The organism is Ensifer adhaerens (assembly GCF_001270265.1).
Taxonomy (GTDB): domain Bacteria; phylum Pseudomonadota; class Alphaproteobacteria; order Rhizobiales; family Rhizobiaceae; genus Ensifer; species Ensifer adhaerens_B.
In genome coordinates this window covers 69,189-84,788 of sequence record NZ_LGAP01000001.1, presented here as the reverse complement: position 1 = coordinate 84,788, position 15,600 = coordinate 69,189, and the positions used below count along the sequence as shown (strand labels likewise).

General features: G+C 62.7%; 15 protein-coding genes. 4 read left to right on the top strand and 11 right to left on the bottom strand.

Features of this window, described 5'->3' with window-relative positions:
* Positions 1–37: 37 nt before the first annotated feature.
* The 4 genes from AC244_RS00350 to AC244_RS00335 all read right to left on the bottom strand — a co-directional run bounded on the left by AC244_RS00350 (position 38) and on the right by AC244_RS00335 (position 5,149).
* Positions 38–1,636: an L-aspartate oxidase gene (locus AC244_RS00350; RefSeq protein ID WP_053246885.1), complete on the bottom strand. Its 1,599-nt coding sequence runs from the start codon at positions 1,634–1,636 to the stop codon at positions 38–40.
* A 52-nt stretch (positions 1,637–1,688) separates the two neighbouring features.
* Entirely contained in the window at positions 1,689–2,768 is a 1,080-nt protein-coding gene (nadA, locus tag AC244_RS00345; RefSeq protein WP_053246884.1) for a quinolinate synthase NadA, read from the bottom strand.
* 169 nt (positions 2,769–2,937) lie between these two features.
* Positions 2,938–4,176, bottom strand: coding sequence for an MFS transporter (locus tag AC244_RS00340; protein ID WP_053246883.1), 1,239 nt, complete (start codon positions 4,174–4,176; stop codon positions 2,938–2,940).
* Between the two features lie 106 nt (positions 4,177–4,282).
* Positions 4,283–5,149 carry a helix-turn-helix domain-containing protein gene (locus AC244_RS00335; RefSeq protein WP_053246882.1) on the bottom strand — a complete coding sequence of 289 codons (867 nt, stop codon included), beginning with the start codon at positions 5,147–5,149 and terminating at the stop codon, positions 4,283–4,285.
* 129 nt (positions 5,150–5,278) lie between these two features.
* Between AC244_RS00335 and AC244_RS00330 the strand changes: the two genes are divergently transcribed.
* On the top strand, positions 5,279–6,202 hold the full coding sequence (locus AC244_RS00330) for a phytanoyl-CoA dioxygenase family protein (RefSeq protein WP_082366721.1): 924 nt from the start codon (positions 5,279–5,281) through the stop codon (positions 6,200–6,202).
* Positions 6,203–6,220: 18 nt separating this feature from the next.
* Here the strand turns inward: AC244_RS00330 and AC244_RS00325 are convergent, their stop codons facing one another.
* The 5 genes from AC244_RS00325 to recO all read right to left on the bottom strand — a co-directional run bounded on the left by AC244_RS00325 (position 6,221) and on the right by recO (position 12,245).
* The gene (locus tag AC244_RS00325; RefSeq protein ID WP_053247612.1) at positions 6,221–7,072 is read right to left on the bottom strand and encodes an MOSC domain-containing protein; all 852 of its coding nucleotides are present in this window, start codon (positions 7,070–7,072) and stop codon (positions 6,221–6,223) included.
* A 100-nt stretch (positions 7,073–7,172) separates the two neighbouring features.
* Positions 7,173–7,829: an HD domain-containing protein gene (locus AC244_RS00320; RefSeq protein ID WP_053246880.1), complete on the bottom strand. Its 657-nt coding sequence runs from the start codon at positions 7,827–7,829 to the stop codon at positions 7,173–7,175.
* A gap of 9 nt (positions 7,830–7,838) precedes the next feature.
* Complete coding sequence (locus AC244_RS00315) at positions 7,839–10,664, bottom strand: DUF2339 domain-containing protein (RefSeq protein WP_053247611.1); 2,826 nt, start codon at positions 10,662–10,664, stop codon at positions 7,839–7,841.
* Positions 10,665–10,925: 261 nt separating this feature from the next.
* Positions 10,926–11,435, bottom strand: coding sequence for a PaaI family thioesterase (locus tag AC244_RS00310; RefSeq protein ID WP_053246879.1), 510 nt, complete (start codon positions 11,433–11,435; stop codon positions 10,926–10,928).
* Between the two features lie 63 nt (positions 11,436–11,498).
* The gene (recO, locus tag AC244_RS00305) at positions 11,499–12,245 is read right to left on the bottom strand and encodes a DNA repair protein RecO (RefSeq protein WP_053247610.1); all 747 of its coding nucleotides are present in this window, start codon (positions 12,243–12,245) and stop codon (positions 11,499–11,501) included.
* A gap of 235 nt (positions 12,246–12,480) precedes the next feature.
* On the opposite strand from recO, the gene AC244_RS00300 reads away from it, so the two are divergent.
* Positions 12,481–13,218 (top strand): L,D-transpeptidase, encoded by a 738-nt coding sequence (locus tag AC244_RS00300; RefSeq protein ID WP_053246878.1) that lies wholly within the window; start codon positions 12,481–12,483, stop codon positions 13,216–13,218.
* Positions 13,219–13,234: 16 nt separating this feature from the next.
* Here AC244_RS00300 and AC244_RS00295 read toward each other — a convergent pair whose 3' ends face one another.
* Positions 13,235–13,591: a glyoxalase/bleomycin resistance/dioxygenase family protein gene (locus AC244_RS00295; protein WP_053246877.1), complete on the bottom strand. Its 357-nt coding sequence runs from the start codon at positions 13,589–13,591 to the stop codon at positions 13,235–13,237.
* Positions 13,592–13,604: 13 nt separating this feature from the next.
* Positions 13,605–14,087 carry an SRPBCC domain-containing protein gene (locus AC244_RS00290; RefSeq protein ID WP_053246876.1) on the bottom strand — a complete coding sequence of 161 codons (483 nt, stop codon included), beginning with the start codon at positions 14,085–14,087 and terminating at the stop codon, positions 13,605–13,607.
* A 49-nt stretch (positions 14,088–14,136) separates the two neighbouring features.
* On the opposite strand from AC244_RS00290, the gene AC244_RS00285 reads away from it, so the two are divergent.
* Positions 14,137–14,469 carry an ArsR/SmtB family transcription factor gene (locus tag AC244_RS00285; RefSeq protein WP_053246875.1) on the top strand — a complete coding sequence of 111 codons (333 nt, stop codon included), beginning with the start codon at positions 14,137–14,139 and terminating at the stop codon, positions 14,467–14,469.
* Between the two features lie 69 nt (positions 14,470–14,538).
* Complete coding sequence (locus tag AC244_RS00280; RefSeq protein ID WP_053246874.1) at positions 14,539–15,582, top strand: NAD-dependent epimerase; 1,044 nt, start codon at positions 14,539–14,541, stop codon at positions 15,580–15,582.
* Positions 15,583–15,600: the final 18 nt, after the last annotated feature.

Genomic DNA, 15,600 nt, shown 5'->3' with positions numbered 1-15,600 from the left:
TGTATTCTCAACTGCGGCGGCCATGACGACGTCACGGTCAGGCCGTTTCGGTTTCCGTGAGTTCAGCCGCCAGGCGGTTCGCCTCGGAAAGCGTCAGGTAGGTGCGGCGACGCCATTCCGGCTGCTCCGACGGGCAATCGGCGCGGTAGTGGCCGCCGCGGCTCTCGGTGCGGCGAAGGGCGCCAACCGCGATCAGCTTGGCCGTGGTCAGGATATTGGTGAAGCGCATGCGCGCATTGTCGCGCTCGAGCGCCGAGATCTCGCGGATCGCCCGCAGCAGACTTTCGCGCGTCCTGATGACGCCGACGCATTCGCTCATCAGCCCACGCAGGACCGTGAGCTGCGGGCTGTCTTCGACCGTGACCGGGTCGTCGTTTTCCCCGGCATTGTCGCCCCATTGGGTGAGCTGCGGCGTCGGCAGGGTACCCTTGATGTTCTCGGCGATGCGGGCGGCAAAAACCACCGCTTCGAGCAGCGAATTGGAGGCGAGGCGATTGGCGCCGTGCACGCCGGTCGACGTCACTTCGCCCGCTGCCCAAAGGCCGTCGATCGAGGTGCGGCCTTCGGCATCCGTGAGGACGCCACCCATATGGTAGTGCACCGCCGGCACGACCGGGATCGGTTGCGTCACCGGATCGATGCCGGCACCGATGCAGGAGGCATAGACCGTCGGGAACATTTCCGGGAAATGTTTGCCGACGGCCTTGGTGCAATCGAGAAACGCGCCGCGGCCAGCCTGAACCTCGGCGAATACGCCGCGCGAAACGATGTCGCGCGGGGCAAGCTCGCCGTCCGGGTGAATGTCGAGCATAAAGCGGTGCCCGGCCGCGTTGATGAGCTGTGCGCCATCGCCGCGCAATGCCTCGGTCGCCAGCGGCGCCGGATCCTTGCCGATATTGATGGCGGTCGGGTGAAACTGGACGAATTCCGGATCGGCGATGATCGCCCCTGCCCGTGCAGCCATGCCGAGACCTTGGCCGCAAGCTTCCCAAGGGTTGGTCGTCACCGCATAGAGGTGGCCGATGCCACCCGAGCACAGAACCACGGCCCGCGCCGGAAACGAAACGCGCTTCTTCGACTGACCGGCATCCGGCCGGGCGATGACACCGGAGATGAAACGGCCTTCGCGCACCAGTTCTTCGACCACATAGCCTTCGATGACGCGGATCGAGGGCGTGTTGCGCACCGCCGTGATCAGCGCTTCCATGATCGCCTTGCCGGCCATGTCGCCCTTGACGCGCACGATGCGGCGCTCGGAATGAGCAGCCTCGCGCGACAGGATCAACTTGCCTTCGAGGTCGCGGTCGAAGGGAACGCCATATTCCAAGAGGTCATGGATGCGCGCCGGGCCTTCGGCCACCATCATGCGCGTCATCTTCTCGTCAACGATGCCGGCGCCCGCCGTCAACGTGTCGGCGACATGCTTTTCGAAGGTGTCGCCGGGGCTCATCGCCGCGGCGATACCGCCCTGCGCCCAGGCCGACGAGGCGCCGTGGCCGATCGGGGCTGCGGCGAGAATGGTAACCGGCCGGGGGCTGAGCTTCAGCGCGCAGAAGAGGCCTGCAAGGCCGCCGCCGACGATGACGATATCGTCAATCCCATTGAAGGATTGCGGGCGAAAATGATCTCTCAGCATGGTGCGGCTCTCCTCCAGCGCATGCTTGTATGCCGGGCCTTCCCGGCAGGTGTTATTGCTTGAGGTTGACCATGCGTTCGACAGCAAGGCGCGCCCGATCGGCGATCGCCGGATCGACCAGCACCTCTTCCGTCATGGTGAGCAGGCTGTCGAGGATCTTCGGCAGTGTGATGCGCTTCATGTGCGGACAGAGATTGCAGGGCTTGACGAACTCGACGCCCTCGATCTCCGCCTGGATGTTCGACGCCATCGAGCATTCGGTGACGAGCAGGACCTTCGAGGGGCGGTGGTCCTTGACATAGTTGATCATGCCGGATGTCGAGCCGGCGAAATCGCAGACCGCGATCACGTCCGGGTGGCACTCGGGATGACCGATGATCTCGATGCCCGGATTGGCTTCCTTGTAGGCCAGCAGTTCGGCGGCAGTGAAGCGCTCGTGCACCTCGCAGTGGCCCTTCCAGGTGAGGATCTTCTTGTTGGTCTGGCGCGCGACATTCATGGCCAGATACTCGTCCGGGATGCACAGCACCGTGTCCGAGGCGAAGCTTTCGACAACCGCAAGCACGTTCGACGAGGTGCAGCAGATGTCGGTTTCGGCCTTCACGTCGGCAGAGGTGTTGACATAGGTAACGACCGGAACGCCGGGGTAGCGCTGCTTCAGCAGCCGCACGTCCGCTCCGGTAATCGATTCCGACAGCGAGCAGCCGGCCTTGCCGTCCGGGATCAGCACCGTCTTTTCCGGGCTCAACAGCTTGGAGGTCTCGGCCATGAAGTGAACGCCACACTGGATGATGATCTCGGCATCGACCTTGCTGGCGTCGCGCGCAAGCTGCAGCGAGTCGCCGACGATATCGGCGACGCAATGGAAGATATCCGGGGTCTGGTAGTTATGCGCGAGGATGACGGCGTTGCGCTCTTTTTTCAGCCGGTTGATGGCGTGAACATAGGGAGCATAGACCGGCCATTCGATCGCCGGGATGAAGTCCTTGACCTTCTCGTAGAGGTGCTCCGTCTCGCGCGCGACTGCCGGCGTGAAGGCAAGCTCGGGTCTTTCGATGATGCCGAAACGCTGGGCGGCGCTTACAAAAACCGGGTTCGCCACGGCCTGCGTGCGGGAATCAAGGCGCGTCATCGAGATCTCCTCTCCACCCCTCTCTCGGGCGGCTCTTCAATTATGCTCAAACTGAGCATAATTGAACCAAAACAAAAGCGGCAAAGCCGCATGGGTTGATTTAGAAAGTTTTGTGACAGATTTCAAGAACGGAACGTCGCATTTCGCGACGCTCCGTTCATGGATTTCTTCAGGCCAAGGCCGGCCGAGGCACGGCTTTCTCCTCGATCGGCCAATGCACGACGGCGGCAAACAGGCCGAGCGCCACACCCAGCCACCATACCGGATCATAGGAGCCAAACTGGTCGTAGAGGTAGCCGCCCATCCACACGCCCAGGAACGAGCCCACCTGGTGGGAGAGAAAGACGATGCCGCCGAGCAGACCGAGGTGGCGCGTGCCGAACATGATGACGACGAGCGCGTTTGTCGGCGGCACGGTCGAAAGCCAGAGCAAGCCCATGACGATCGCAAAGATAATGACCGAGGTCGGCGATTGCGGCACCAACAGGAATGCGGTGACGGCGACCGAGCGGGCAATGTAAATCCAGGCCAGGAAATAGGGCTTGGAATAATGCTGGCCGATGAAGCCCGCCGATAGCGAGCCGATGATGTTGAAGAACCCGATCAGCGCCAGCGCGATCACCGCATAGCGGGCGTCGATGCCGATGTCGCCGATATAGGCGGGAAAATGCGCGGTGATGAAGGCCACCTGATAGCCGCAGACGAAAAACCCCGAGACCAGCAGGAGATAGCTCTTGTGCCCCAGCGCCTCCTTCAGCGCCTCGCCGATCGACTGCTTGTACTGCGCTTCGGACTGGATGCCGGAGGACGAGTTTCCACGCAGAGGTATGGCAAAGAGCGGCACGAGCAGCATCAGTACGCCAAGATAGACAAGGCTGTCGGACCAGCCATAGGAGGAGATCAGCCCCTGGCTGAGAGGCGCGAACAGGAACATGCCGGCAGACCCTGCCGCTGTGCAGATACCGAAGGCCATGGAGCGCTGATGCGGCGTGACGTTGCGGGCGAATGCGGAGAGCAGAATGCCGAACGAGCCCGAGCCCACGGCCATGCCGATCAGCACGCCGCCACCGATGTGCAACCAGATCGGCGCATTGGCATGGGCCATGATGAACAGGCCCAAGGCATAGAGAAGCCCCGACATGGTCAGCACGCGCCAGGTGCCGAACTTGTCTGCGATCGCGCCGAAGAACGGCTGGCTCACGCCCCAGCAGAGATTTTGCAGCGCCATAGCCAGACCGAAGGTCGTACGGTCCCAGCCGGTATCGGCAAGCATCGGCAGTTGGAAGAAGCCCATCGCCGAGCGCGGGCCGAAGGTGAGCATCGCGACGATCGAGCCTGCCGCAATGATCAACCAGGGCATTTCCCGGCGGGCGCTCGACGGTGCGGCTGCACCGGATACAACGGACATGGATCTTCTCCAATTGAGGTGCGGCGATCCTACGCGGCAGCTAAAACAGATAAAAGCCAATTAAATTGACGGCGCGATCACGGGAATTGATGAGGATGGAGGCGGCTCATCTGTTTCCCTGGAACCGCTGGCGAAACTGGCGCGGGGTCATACCCTTCTGTGCCTTGAATTGGCGGTTGAAATTGGCGATCGAGCGATAACCGACCGTTTCCGCCACATGGGCGATGGATTTTCCTGAACCGGACAGAAGCGCACATGCCTCGCCGATCCTCAAGCGCATCAGATACTCAGAGATCGGCATATCGAGATGGCGCAGGAACAGTCGATGCAGGCCGGAGAGGCTAAGGGCGGCAATATCCGCAAGCTCGCCCATGGATGGGTTTTCGGCATAGTTCAGGTGGATGTGGTCGAGCACGCGGTCGAGGCGACCACGATCAACGGCCCTGCCTGAAGGCGCGACGACGCGGTTCGACAATGGAGATGCGTGCTTGTCGCGCGCAAGGATCGTCAGCAGCGCAAGCACGTCCGGCAACCGCTCCTCGGGCACAAGGGTACGCAGACGCTCGAACAACGGCTGAACCCGGCGCGCGGTCGCTTCGGAGAAATGCAGACCAGGCGCCGAGCGATCGAACATTGCCCTTACGCCGCCGAGTTCGACGAAACCGTCCTGCATTCGCTCTACCCATTCGGGGTGGAACCAGAGCACCAGTGCCACATGGGGTGTGGCTTCATCGACCTTGGACGCGGAATGCCAGGTGTGCGGCAGGTTCGATCCGACCAGCACGAGATCGCCATCCTCATAGGCACCGATGTGATCGCCGACGAAGCGCTGGCCGCGCGAATTCAGCGTCAGGGTGAGCTCGAATTCCGGATGATGGTGCCATTGAAATGGGATGCAATCGTCGAGCCGCCGGTCGAGCAGGATGGATGATGCATCTGTCGGCCTTGGAATCTTCTGTAGAACGGGCTTCATATTGCACTCACATCGCCAATGACGCCAGATTAGTATCAATACTTGCTTCGGGAAGGCAACACGCGTGACAGCGATCACTTAGTCTTCCTGCATCGACAGACAGACACAGATGCACAGGAGGCCATGCGCATGCTCAGAGACAGTCACCCCACCGCCGCCGCAGAAACCCAGCTGAAGGACATCAAAAAGCGCCTGCCGCTGCACGTGCTCTCACAAGAGGACTGGCAGCACTGGATCACGAAGGGTTACGTCATCGTCCGGCAGGCCGTGCCGCCAGCCAATGTCGAGCGGCTCGTCGAGCTGCTCTGGCGCTTCGACGAGAAGGATCCTTCCGATCCTTCGACCTGGTACGCGCCGCAGCGCCGCGAGCACACGATGAAGGAGCTCAACAACACCGGCATGTTGGAGATCTACAATCACCAGTACCTTTGGGACAACCGCCAGGAGCCGCGCATCTACGGTGCCTTCGTCGACATCTGGGATCGCGAAGACCTTTGGGTGACGATCGACCGCGCCAACCTCAACCCGCCGAAGAAGGTCAAAGGCAATCCCAACGGCTTCATCCATTGGGACGTCGACACCTCGATCCGGCCCCTACCCATCGGCGTCCAGGGCGTGCTCAGCCTGAAGAAGCAGGATGGCGACGTCGGCGGCTTTCAATGTGTTCCAGAACTGTTTGAAAACTTCGAGGCCTGGGAGAAGACTCAAGCAGCGGACAGAGACCCCATGCACCCCGACATGTCAGGTCTTTCGACCGTCAACATCGAGATGGAGGCTGGCGACCTGATGATCTTCAACAGCCTGCTCGCCCACGGCGTACGACCCAACCATTCCGACGGCAGGGTGCGCATGGCGCAATACATCTCGATGCACCCGGCCGACTGGGACAACAAGGCCGAACGCGAAGAACGCGTCCGGCTCTGGCGCGAACTCGACCATCCTAAGCGTGACGCCTTTCCGGGCGATCCACGCGAATGGGAAAGGCACAATGCAACGCCCGCCAACCTGTCGGACCTCGGGGCGAAGCTGCTCGGCGTCACGTCCTGGTTCTGACGGACCGGTTGCGTCTTATCAGGCGGAGGCGCGCACTTTCATCGGCCAGCGCTCCTGGCGCCGGCCGATGATCCGGGCCTCGTCGCCGAGCTTCAAGGTGCCCTCGCCGCGCGGCACGACGTTCCAGCCGAACAGCACGCCCGCCACGCGACGATCGGCCGACATGCGCTTTTCGGCCAGGCCCTGAATCGGATTGCCGCCGATGCGCTCGCCGGTGATCTGGTCCTGAGTGGTCATGATGCAGCGGGCGCAAGGTTTGACGAAGTCGAAACGGATACCGCCGATTTCCAAGCTCTCCCAGAAATCTTCGTCCCACGCCTCGTCGCAATCGAGCAGGATGTTGGTGCGGAACCGGTCCATGCCGACGGGCTCCTGCCCCTTCTCCACCAGCGTTTTGTTGAGATCGGCAAGCGAGCCTGTGGTGGTGATCAGCACCGGAAAGCCATCGGCGAATCCGACGGGCGCTGCCGTGCCGGCCCATTCGGCACCGACGAAACGCTCCGCCGAGGCATCCATATGGGCAAGCTTGACGGGCCGCCCGAACCAGCTCGTCAGCATGTCGTTTGCCGCATCGTCGGCCACCGCCGCATCGACATCACTTGCCCAGACACGAACCGCGAGCCGCTGGTCGGGATCGAAGCGGACGGAAAGGGCCTTGTCGCCCATCGTCAAATGCACGCCGCCATCGATGTGGGTCGCCTCGACCTGCGCCAGCGTCTGCAGTTCGCGCTGGGTGATGAAACGCCCATCCGGCTCGACCAGCATGAACCGACGGTCGCCCTCAAAGCCGTCAAGGTTGACGGCAATCGTTTCAAGCGGGATCGCCCGGCCGCTCTTCAGCGGATGAATGTTCAGTCCGGTCACCTTCATCGAAAAACGCTCCACGTTCGGAAACAGATTCAGGCCGTTCGCGATCCGATTCACCGGACGGCGTTAATGGGTTGAAATTTAATACCAAGCTCCGCTGGTATTAAATTTCATCCAGCATCATGGCAAGCACATCGCGCAGCCGCTTTTGGCGTTCGAGCGCCAGCCTGCGACCCGCAACCGTCTGAAATCCATCGGCCAGCTTGAACAGCTTGGTCTCGAAATGGTCGATGGCAAAAGCCTTGTCGTCGAGCTCCCGATCCTCGGCCAACGGGTCGAGCGGATCGTAGAGACCGCTGCCCATGCGTCCGGCGATATAAAAGCAGCGGGCAGCGCCGACCATCCCGATCGCATCCAGCCGATCGGCATCCTGCAGGATCTTCGCCTCGATCGTCTCGGGCGTGATGTTGGCGGAAAAGCTGTGGGTGAGGATCGCATGGGCCACGGACGATATCTCTTCCGCCGACCAATCAAGATCGCGCAGGATGCCGGCCGCTTTTTCGGCCGCAAGCCTGGAGGCCTGCATGCGAAGCGGCGAGTTCTTTTCGACCGAAACGCAATCGTGCAGCAATACGGCCGCGGCAAGCGCGCGTTCGTTACCGCCCTCTTCGACATGGATCCGGGCGGCGTTCTTCCAGACCCGGATCAGGTGGGAGGCATCGTGCGAACCGTCATCCGCGGCAAACGCATGCGGCAGGAGAACGGCGGCGAGTTCGCCATGCGGCGCGAATGCCGCCGCCAGTGCAGAGTTGCGGGTCATGGTTGGTTCCTATTGCGGCTGGGTCGGACCAGCGGACGGTTGCCGCTTCACACCGACGCCCGAAAGGATCTTCTGGTAGAACAGCCCTATGCCGATCAGCACGCCACCGAGCCCGATGAAGGAGAGCGCACGCAGGAAACCTTCGAGATTGGACATGTCGATCAGGAAGACCTTCAGGACGGCGATGAAGACGAGCACGGCCGAGGCGATGCGAATGCTCTTGGCATTGAAGCGCGAGCCGAGCACCAGCAACAGCACGCCGAGCACCAGCCAGACGACCGAATAGGTGTAGGTTTCGCCCTGCAGGAAACCTTTCCAATCCACCACATTCTCGCCCTGCCAGAGGCGGCGGACCGAGAGCGTCGCCCAGGCGAAAGCGAGGATCGCGCCGCTGACGGCCAGCGCCATGACATAGGGCAGCGGACGCTTGTCGCGCGCATACCAGGCAAGGCCGGCATAGCCGATGCCGGGCAGGAGATAGCCTATCAGCAGCAGATCAAAGAACGGGATGCGCCCCAGAAGCTCGCCGCTGAAATAGGGGTTGAGCCCAAAGAGATGGGCGGACAGGACCGAAAGCATCGAGAGCACGCCGAGCCCCATGCCGCCATAGCGGAAGACAGGGCTTGGCGACTTCGTATCCAGCGTCATGAAGACACCAGAGGCGCCGATCGCCAGCAGCGTGTAGATTGACTGCTCGCCCAGCGTCGGCACGGCACTGTCGAGCACGCCGCCGTTCATGGCATGGCGAACGAGGATCGCCAGCGTCAACAGCACGAAGAGGCTCGCCAGCGCCTGCAGCAGGTTGCGCACCCGTAGATCCGGCCAGGACCGGACCAGATAGGCCGAGCCGACAAGCAAGAGCGCCGGAATGCCATAGCCCGGCAACAGCGCGTTAAATACCGGCGTGGTGCCGAGGTTTTCCGCTCCGACGATCGTCGGCTCCCAGGCGATGCGGCCGAGAACGACGATCGCCGCCGCTCCGATCATCCAGGGCAGGATCGGCCAGGTGCGGATGCGGGTCGCACCGGCATAGCCGGTGCCAAGCACCGCGATCGCCAGGGTGGTGACGAGGCCATCGGTCCAGGCGTGCAAGGCAATGACGAAGAGCGCGAAGGAGCCGCCGATGAGAAGGTTCGCAGTGATATCCAGACCCTCTGTTTCGCCATCACGGCGGTAGAGCCAATCGGCAAGCGCCAGCAGGCCACCACCAACAACGAGCGCGAAAAGGCCGTGCGGCAGATCGAAGGCGTAGTTGCCGGTCATCAGGAACGACATTGTTGTGAGAGCAACCGGGACGACGGCGGCAATACCGGCCCACAGAATAGCGAACTGCGTGTTTTCGCGCAGGCGGCGGGCGAGCACGAATGCACCGAACAGCACGAACAGCGTTGCCAGCAGCAGGGCTGTCAGCGTAGCGGTGCGGCTCGGCAGAACAATCTCGGGCGCAACGCCGGCGAGCGACGAATCGAGATAGGCAAGCACGCCGCTCAGCGCCGTCAGGCTGCCGATGCCGGCGATCGCGCCGAGCGCAGACAGGAGGGCCGGATAGACGGCATTTGTCCGCCATGCGCCGAGCGCGGCCAGGGCCGCGACCACGACGAAGAATTCCTTGACGGGGTAGTTCACGGCGCTGACGGCCGGGCTGATGAAGATCAGTGCAAGCACCGTCGCGGCGATGGCGGCGGAAACGCTGATAGCGGCATAGGCCGGCGTGAAGAGTTTCTCCCAGGGGCCCGCGACCGCAAGCGGGCGTGTCGGCTCAGGCAACGGCTCATCGGGCATATCCGTGTCCGCCGCGCCCGGCCAGACCAACCCGACACCCAGGATCATCACCAGCAGCGCAAAGGCGACCGGCAGCGCGTCAAAGGGCGATACGGCGGTGACGTAGGCAAGTCCCCAGAGACCGATACCGACATTGGCGAGCGTCGGCACGACCATCCAGCGCCGCAACCGCGACGCCAGCAGCGTCGCCAGCCAGACGACCGACAGGAAGCCGAAGAGAACCCAGGGGCGCGGTTCATCGCTCGAAACGAGCAATGGCGTGACCAGCGAGGCGAGCAGGCCGAGACCAGCCAGCGCCTGCCCATGCAGCAGCGACAGGCCGACGGTCGCAAGCGAAATCATCGCCAGCAGCACGAAGGCCGTCGCCGTGCCGATGAAGCCATAGATATCGTAAGCCGCGTAGGCGACGCCGAAGAGCGTGACGGCGCCGGCGGCAGTCAGAATGCCGGGGATCATGGCGTTCTGGAATTCGTTGGCGATGACCGGTACCGCGCGGCGGCGAATGACCTCGCCGGCAGCGGCCAAGAGCAGGCCGAAGAACGCCGCCAGCGTCAGCCGTACGGCGGGGCTCAGAAGACCGGCGTCGATCGAGTACTTGACCATGAAGACGCCACCGAGCGCCAGCGCGACGCCACCGACCCAGACGGCCCAGCGAGCGCCGAGACGGCTTTCCAGACTTTCAGCCTGCCGCGGCTGTGTCGTGTCGGCGATGGCCGCTTCGACACTCGCCGCAACGGCCTCGTCGGCTGCGGTCTCAGCCTTGGCCGGCTCGGCATCGCCAAAGATCCTTGCCCCTTCGCGCGCACTCGCCGAGGGCCCTTCGACGCCTTCGTCATCGTCGATCGCCACATCGGCGGACCGCTCAGCAATGCCGGCAGCCTGCTCCGACGCGACATCGCCTTCCGGCGGGGCGAGCCCGGCCGTCGCGGTCAGTCGCGCGATCTCCTTCTTGAGCACGGCGACTTCGGCGTCCAATCGTTCGGCTGTCTTCCTGCCACCGAAAAAGGCAGAGAGCGCCAGAGCAAAAGCGACTAAGGCAATAACTTCAATCATGTTTTCCCCTGGCGGCAACATTCGCAGGCCGACCGCGACCATACAGATTTTTGCGCCACCGCCAAATGCATAGACGGTTGAGAGCCGCGATCTGTTCGCGGAAATGTATAGTTTCATTCGCCCAATGCGCAGGCGTCGCGACAGGCGAGCCTGCTGTCGCCGTCCCAGCGGACGGGAGACAGCGAACTTATCCCCGTGCGCCTTTGCCGCGGCCCGGCCGACGATCGTTATTGCGTCGAAGGAAGGCAGTTCGACCGGTCGTTATCGGCGCAGATTGTCGATCGGGAAGATCGCACAGGTCTCCGTTCCATGCGCCAGAAGCTTGCCGCCAGCATCGCGCAACCAGGCCTCCGACGTGGCGATGGTCCGGCCACGGTGAACGATCTTGCCTTCGCAGAAGACCTCACCCATTCCGGGCAGCAATGGTCGCACCAGGTGGACCTTGAATTCGACCGTGGTGTAGGCTTCGCCCGGCTTCAGCATGGTGAAGACCGCGCACCCGAGCGCCGAATCCATCACCGTCGCCGTCCAGCCGCCATGCACGGTTCCAAGCGGGTTCAGATGCTCCTCGGTCGGCAATCCCTTGAAGACCACCCTGCCCTCCTCGACCTCGGTCAGGCCGAACTTGAGCGTCGCCGACATCGGCGGCGCCGGCAGGTCGCCCTTCAACAGATCCTGCATGACCTTGAGCCCGCCGTCACGCGCGACCCGATCCAGCGGAAGCACGCCGATGCTGGATACGGGCATGCCGGGAAAAAGTTCTTGAAACATGGAAAACTCCTTAAGACGTCACAGCGTCCTTTGCTCGCCGCTTTGGGCGCGCTGCGCTGTCGATCATGCAGCTGAAGAAGATGGCCTCAATGCCTTGAGCGCCGCGTTGACGAAACCATCGCGCGCGGACGAGACTTTGAGCCCGCGCGGTTCATAGACATGGCGGTTGAGAAAGAAAGCCGTCAGGCGGAAGGCTGCGGCAAGGCTGTCATAGTCGGCCGCACTTCGTGCCTCGACGGCGAGAAATTCCGGCAGCACGAGCAAACGGTCGGCATAGGGCATTCCCGCAGCGCGGCAGACCGCCCGGCCCGACTTCGGGGATACATAGGCCAGATCGTCGCGCGCGCCGGTCGCCGCGCATTCGGTGAGATCGAGCCCAAAGCCAAGATCGTTCAACACCGCCAGCTCGAAGCGCACGAACAGCTCACCAGCGTCGGCCGGATCCTCGAGGTGATCGACAATGACGGCCAGCGCGTCATAGAGATGGGGATGGGGATCGCGCTCCGGCAGCAGGCGTAAGAGCGCGCCAAGCGCCTGAATGCCATAGACTGATGTGGCCGTTTCCATCAGCCGCGCCGCCCGGAGTTCGAGCGGCTCGATGCGAAATTCGCCCATATGCTCGTCAAGCCGCGCCCGCCAGGTCAGTTCGACGGTATTTCCCGGCTGAAGGACAGGTTGCATGGCCCGCGAACGGCCGGACCGCACCATGCCGAGATGCCGGCCCCGGGTTGCGGTCATGACTTCGGCGATGGCCGAGCTTTCGCCGTGCCGCCTGATCCCGAGAATGATGGCCTGATCGCTCCATTGCATGAAAAAGGCATACACCCGCGACGGAAAGCGGATCAAGCGATGATGCCCACACGGCATCGGGATCAAGCGCTTTCGTGCCGGATGCGAACTGTCGCCTTTCGGCTACACTCGCCGATTGCCTCAATTTCGCCATGCTCGCGCCTCCCCGGAGCCATGTTCGGCGTTAGAACGGCGATACATGGCGGCAACGTCCGCTCCTTCCCAAAATACAATCAGCAGGAACATTGACCCGATTATGTGTGTGTCCCGGAACAGCGCCGGCCGCTTGGCGCAGCTCTTCGCCCTTCTTCTTGCCACGTCCACGCTCGCAGGCTGCGTGACCAGCGGCGGACCGGCGAAGCCGAAGGGACCCGATCCCTACTATGTCGCGATGTACGGGGCGAAGCCGGAAGAAAAGTTTCCGCTGGACGCCATCGATATCAGCAAGGTCGACCAGCGCTATCTGCGCCAGCAGGTCGCCTATGCGACGCATGAGCCGCCGGGCACGATCGTGATCGACACGCAGAATCGCTTCCTCTACCTGGTTCAGGACGGGGGCATGGCGATGCGCTACGGCATCGGCGTCGGCAAGGCCGGCCTGGAGTTCGAAGGCGAAGCCCGGATCGGCCGCAAGGCCGAATGGCCGCGCTGGACACCGACCTCCAGCATGGTCGCGCGCGAACCGGAGCGCTACGGCCCGCTTGCCGGCGGCATGGAGCCGGGAGTGCGCAACCCACTTGGGCCCCGCGCGCTCTATCTCTTCCAGGGCGACCGCGACACCCTGTTCCGCATCCACGGTACCACCGAGGCGTGGTCGATCGGCAAGGCGGTTTCGAGCGGCTGCATCCGGCTCTTCAACCCAGACATTATCGACCTCTACAGCCGCGTGCCGAAGGATTCGCGCGTCGTCGTGCTGCAGGCGGAAGCGCCGATGAGCGCGACGCTTGCCCCGATGTCGACGCCGGCAACCGCCGGCGAGCCGCTGGCCTACTAAACTCGCCGCCGGGCGTCTACCAGGCGTCCGGCGTGCGCACCATGTGCACGATGTTGGCCGGATTCATGATCCAGCCGCCGCGAAAACCTTCGCCGAGATCCTCGACCGCGTCGCAGCGCACGACGCCTTTGTCGGCGAGCCCGCCGAGTGCTGCCTCATGGTCGTCGGTGAAGAGCTCGAGCCACACCTCCGCCTGGCTATAATTCGGCGCCTCGTCGATCCACAACCTGTTGGGGCCGAGGATGAAACCCTTGGCCGGCGCCTTCTCGTCGAAAGGCTCGAGCCCGACGGTGTCGCGGTAGAAGGCGACGACCGCCTCATACTGATGCGACGGAACCTTCATCGCGATGTTGATACCACCCGTGATGGTCATGGCATGAACTCCCTTAGAGTTGCGGTTCCGTCGCCGGCTGGCCGGACAATTCGCTGACATAATAGCCCTGGCGCAGATTGATTCCGTATTCGAGCCAGGCCTTCATGCAGGCCAGCATCTGCGACCAACCCTCGCAATTCATGTACGAGCTCTTCTGTCCCCGCGCGTTCTCGCGCCAGCCGGTCTCGGCGATCGTCACCATGGTTGCGCCGTCATCGAGAGACTTGAAGCGCATCTCGACTTTGGTGCGATAGGGCTCTTCCCCTTTCTCCACCATCGCATCCCAGCGAAGGACGATGCGCTCGTGCGGCTCCACGGCCTCGACCTCAATCGGCACATTGCCCCACCAGGTGACCGTCGTGCCGGCAACGAGCGGCCCGCTGACCCCGCCGAGGGTGACGAAGTATTTGCTGATCTGGTCCGGATTGACGACCGCATCGAAAACCTCGGCGACAGGCCGGTCGATGCGTCCATTCACACGAAATTCGAAAGACATGATCTCTCCTCCCATTGTGCTGCCGCAGCATATGTTATAAAAATATAACATGTTAACTGATTCGAAAGACGACTTGATATTCAAGGCGCTTGCCAACAGCCTGCGCCGGCAGATCCTCGACGCCCTCAGAGATGAGCCGAAGACGACCGGCGTGCTATGTGAACAGTTTTCCAGCCTTGATCGCTGCACCGTCATGCAGCACCTGAAGGTTCTCGAAGAGGCCGACCTGGTGATCGTCCAGCGCGAAGGCCGCGAGCGCTGGAACCACCTCAACGCCATGCCGATCCAGGCGATCCACAATCGCTGGATCAGCCAATATGCCGGTCACGCGATGTCGGTCCTTTCCGCCTTGCAGCAAGGGCTCGGCGGTCCCTCGGAGTGACGGTTTCGGCTTTCCATTGCCCTGCTTTCTTCGTATGAACGCGCGACAACGCAATCTGGGGATATCGTCTTGCGCTACCTCATTACCGGCACGGCCGGTTTCATCGGTTTTCATCTTGCCAAGCGATTGATCGACGAGGGGCATTTCGTCGTCGGCTTCGACGGCATGACGCCCTACTACGATGTGACGCTCAAGGAGCAGCGGCACGCCATCCTCGCCCGCTCGAACGGCTTCAAGGCGGTCGTCGGCATGCTGGAAGACCGGGATGCACTGAACCACGCCGCAGAGCTGGCCGAGCCGGAAGTCATCATCCACCTGGCAGCGCAGGCGGGCGTCCGCTACAGCCTGGAAAACCCCAAAGCCTATGTCGATTCCAACCTCATCGGCTCCTGGAACATGCTGGAGCTGGCACGAGAGATCGGCCCAAAGCACCTGATGCTGGCCTCGACCTCATCGATCTACGGCGCCAATGAAAAAGTCCCGTTCGCCGAGACCGACCGGGCCGACGAGCCGATGACGATCTATGCGGCGACGAAGAAATCGATGGAACTGATGGCGCACAGCTATGCCCATCTCTACAAGGTGCCGACGACGGCCTTCCGTTTCTTCACGGTCTATGGCCCCTGGGGTCGGCCCGACATGGCGCTGTTCAAGTTCATCGACGCCATCCACAACGACCGGCCGATCGACATTTACGGCGAAGGCCGCATGAGCCGTGACTTCACCTATATCGACGATCTCGTCGAAGGCATCCTCAGGCTTTCCCATGTCGTTCCCTCGGAAGAAAACCGGGTACCGCCCGAAAAGGCCGAGGACACGCTGTCGCGGCAGGCGCCGTTCCGTGTCGTCAACATTGGCGGCGGCCAGCCGGTGGAGCTGATGACCTTCATCGAGACGATCGAAAAGGCCGTCGGCCGTCCGGCCCTTCGCAACCTGCTGCCGATGCAGCAGGGCGACGTGCCTCGCACCTACGCTTCTCCGGACCTGCTCGAGGCGCTCACCGATTTCAAGCCGTCGATTTCAGTGGAAGACGGCGTTACGCGCTTTGCGGCGTGGTACGACGAATATTACGGTCGCCCGGAAAGGGCTGGCTCACCAGCCATGCAAGACTGAGGCGCAGGCGGCATCCGG

Coding starts and splice junctions, on each gene's coding strand:
- AC244_RS00350 (WP_053246885.1), bottom strand. CDS start 1,636: ATGCTGAGAGATCATTTTCGCCCGCAATCCTTCAATGGGATTGACGAT.
- nadA (WP_053246884.1), bottom strand. CDS start 2,768: ATGACGCGCCTTGATTCCCGCACGCAGGCCGTGGCGAACCCGGTTTTT.
- AC244_RS00340 (WP_053246883.1), bottom strand. CDS start 4,176: ATGTCCGTTGTATCCGGTGCAGCCGCACCGTCGAGCGCCCGCCGGGAA.
- AC244_RS00335 (WP_053246882.1), bottom strand. CDS start 5,149: ATGAAGCCCGTTCTACAGAAGATTCCAAGGCCGACAGATGCATCATCC.
- AC244_RS00330 (WP_082366721.1), top strand. CDS start 5,279: ATGCTCAGAGACAGTCACCCCACCGCCGCCGCAGAAACCCAGCTGAAG.
- AC244_RS00325 (WP_053247612.1), bottom strand. CDS start 7,072: ATGAAGGTGACCGGACTGAACATTCATCCGCTGAAGAGCGGCCGGGCG.
- AC244_RS00320 (WP_053246880.1), bottom strand. CDS start 7,829: ATGACCCGCAACTCTGCACTGGCGGCGGCATTCGCGCCGCATGGCGAA.
- AC244_RS00315 (WP_053247611.1), bottom strand. CDS start 10,664: ATGATTGAAGTTATTGCCTTAGTCGCTTTTGCTCTGGCGCTCTCTGCC.
- AC244_RS00310 (WP_053246879.1), bottom strand. CDS start 11,435: ATGTTTCAAGAACTTTTTCCCGGCATGCCCGTATCCAGCATCGGCGTG.
- recO (WP_053247610.1), bottom strand. CDS start 12,245: ATGCAATGGAGCGATCAGGCCATCATTCTCGGGATCAGGCGGCACGGC.
- AC244_RS00300 (WP_053246878.1), top strand. CDS start 12,481: ATGTGTGTGTCCCGGAACAGCGCCGGCCGCTTGGCGCAGCTCTTCGCC.
- AC244_RS00295 (WP_053246877.1), bottom strand. CDS start 13,591: ATGACCATCACGGGTGGTATCAACATCGCGATGAAGGTTCCGTCGCAT.
- AC244_RS00290 (WP_053246876.1), bottom strand. CDS start 14,087: ATGTCTTTCGAATTTCGTGTGAATGGACGCATCGACCGGCCTGTCGCC.
- AC244_RS00285 (WP_053246875.1), top strand. CDS start 14,137: ATGTTAACTGATTCGAAAGACGACTTGATATTCAAGGCGCTTGCCAAC.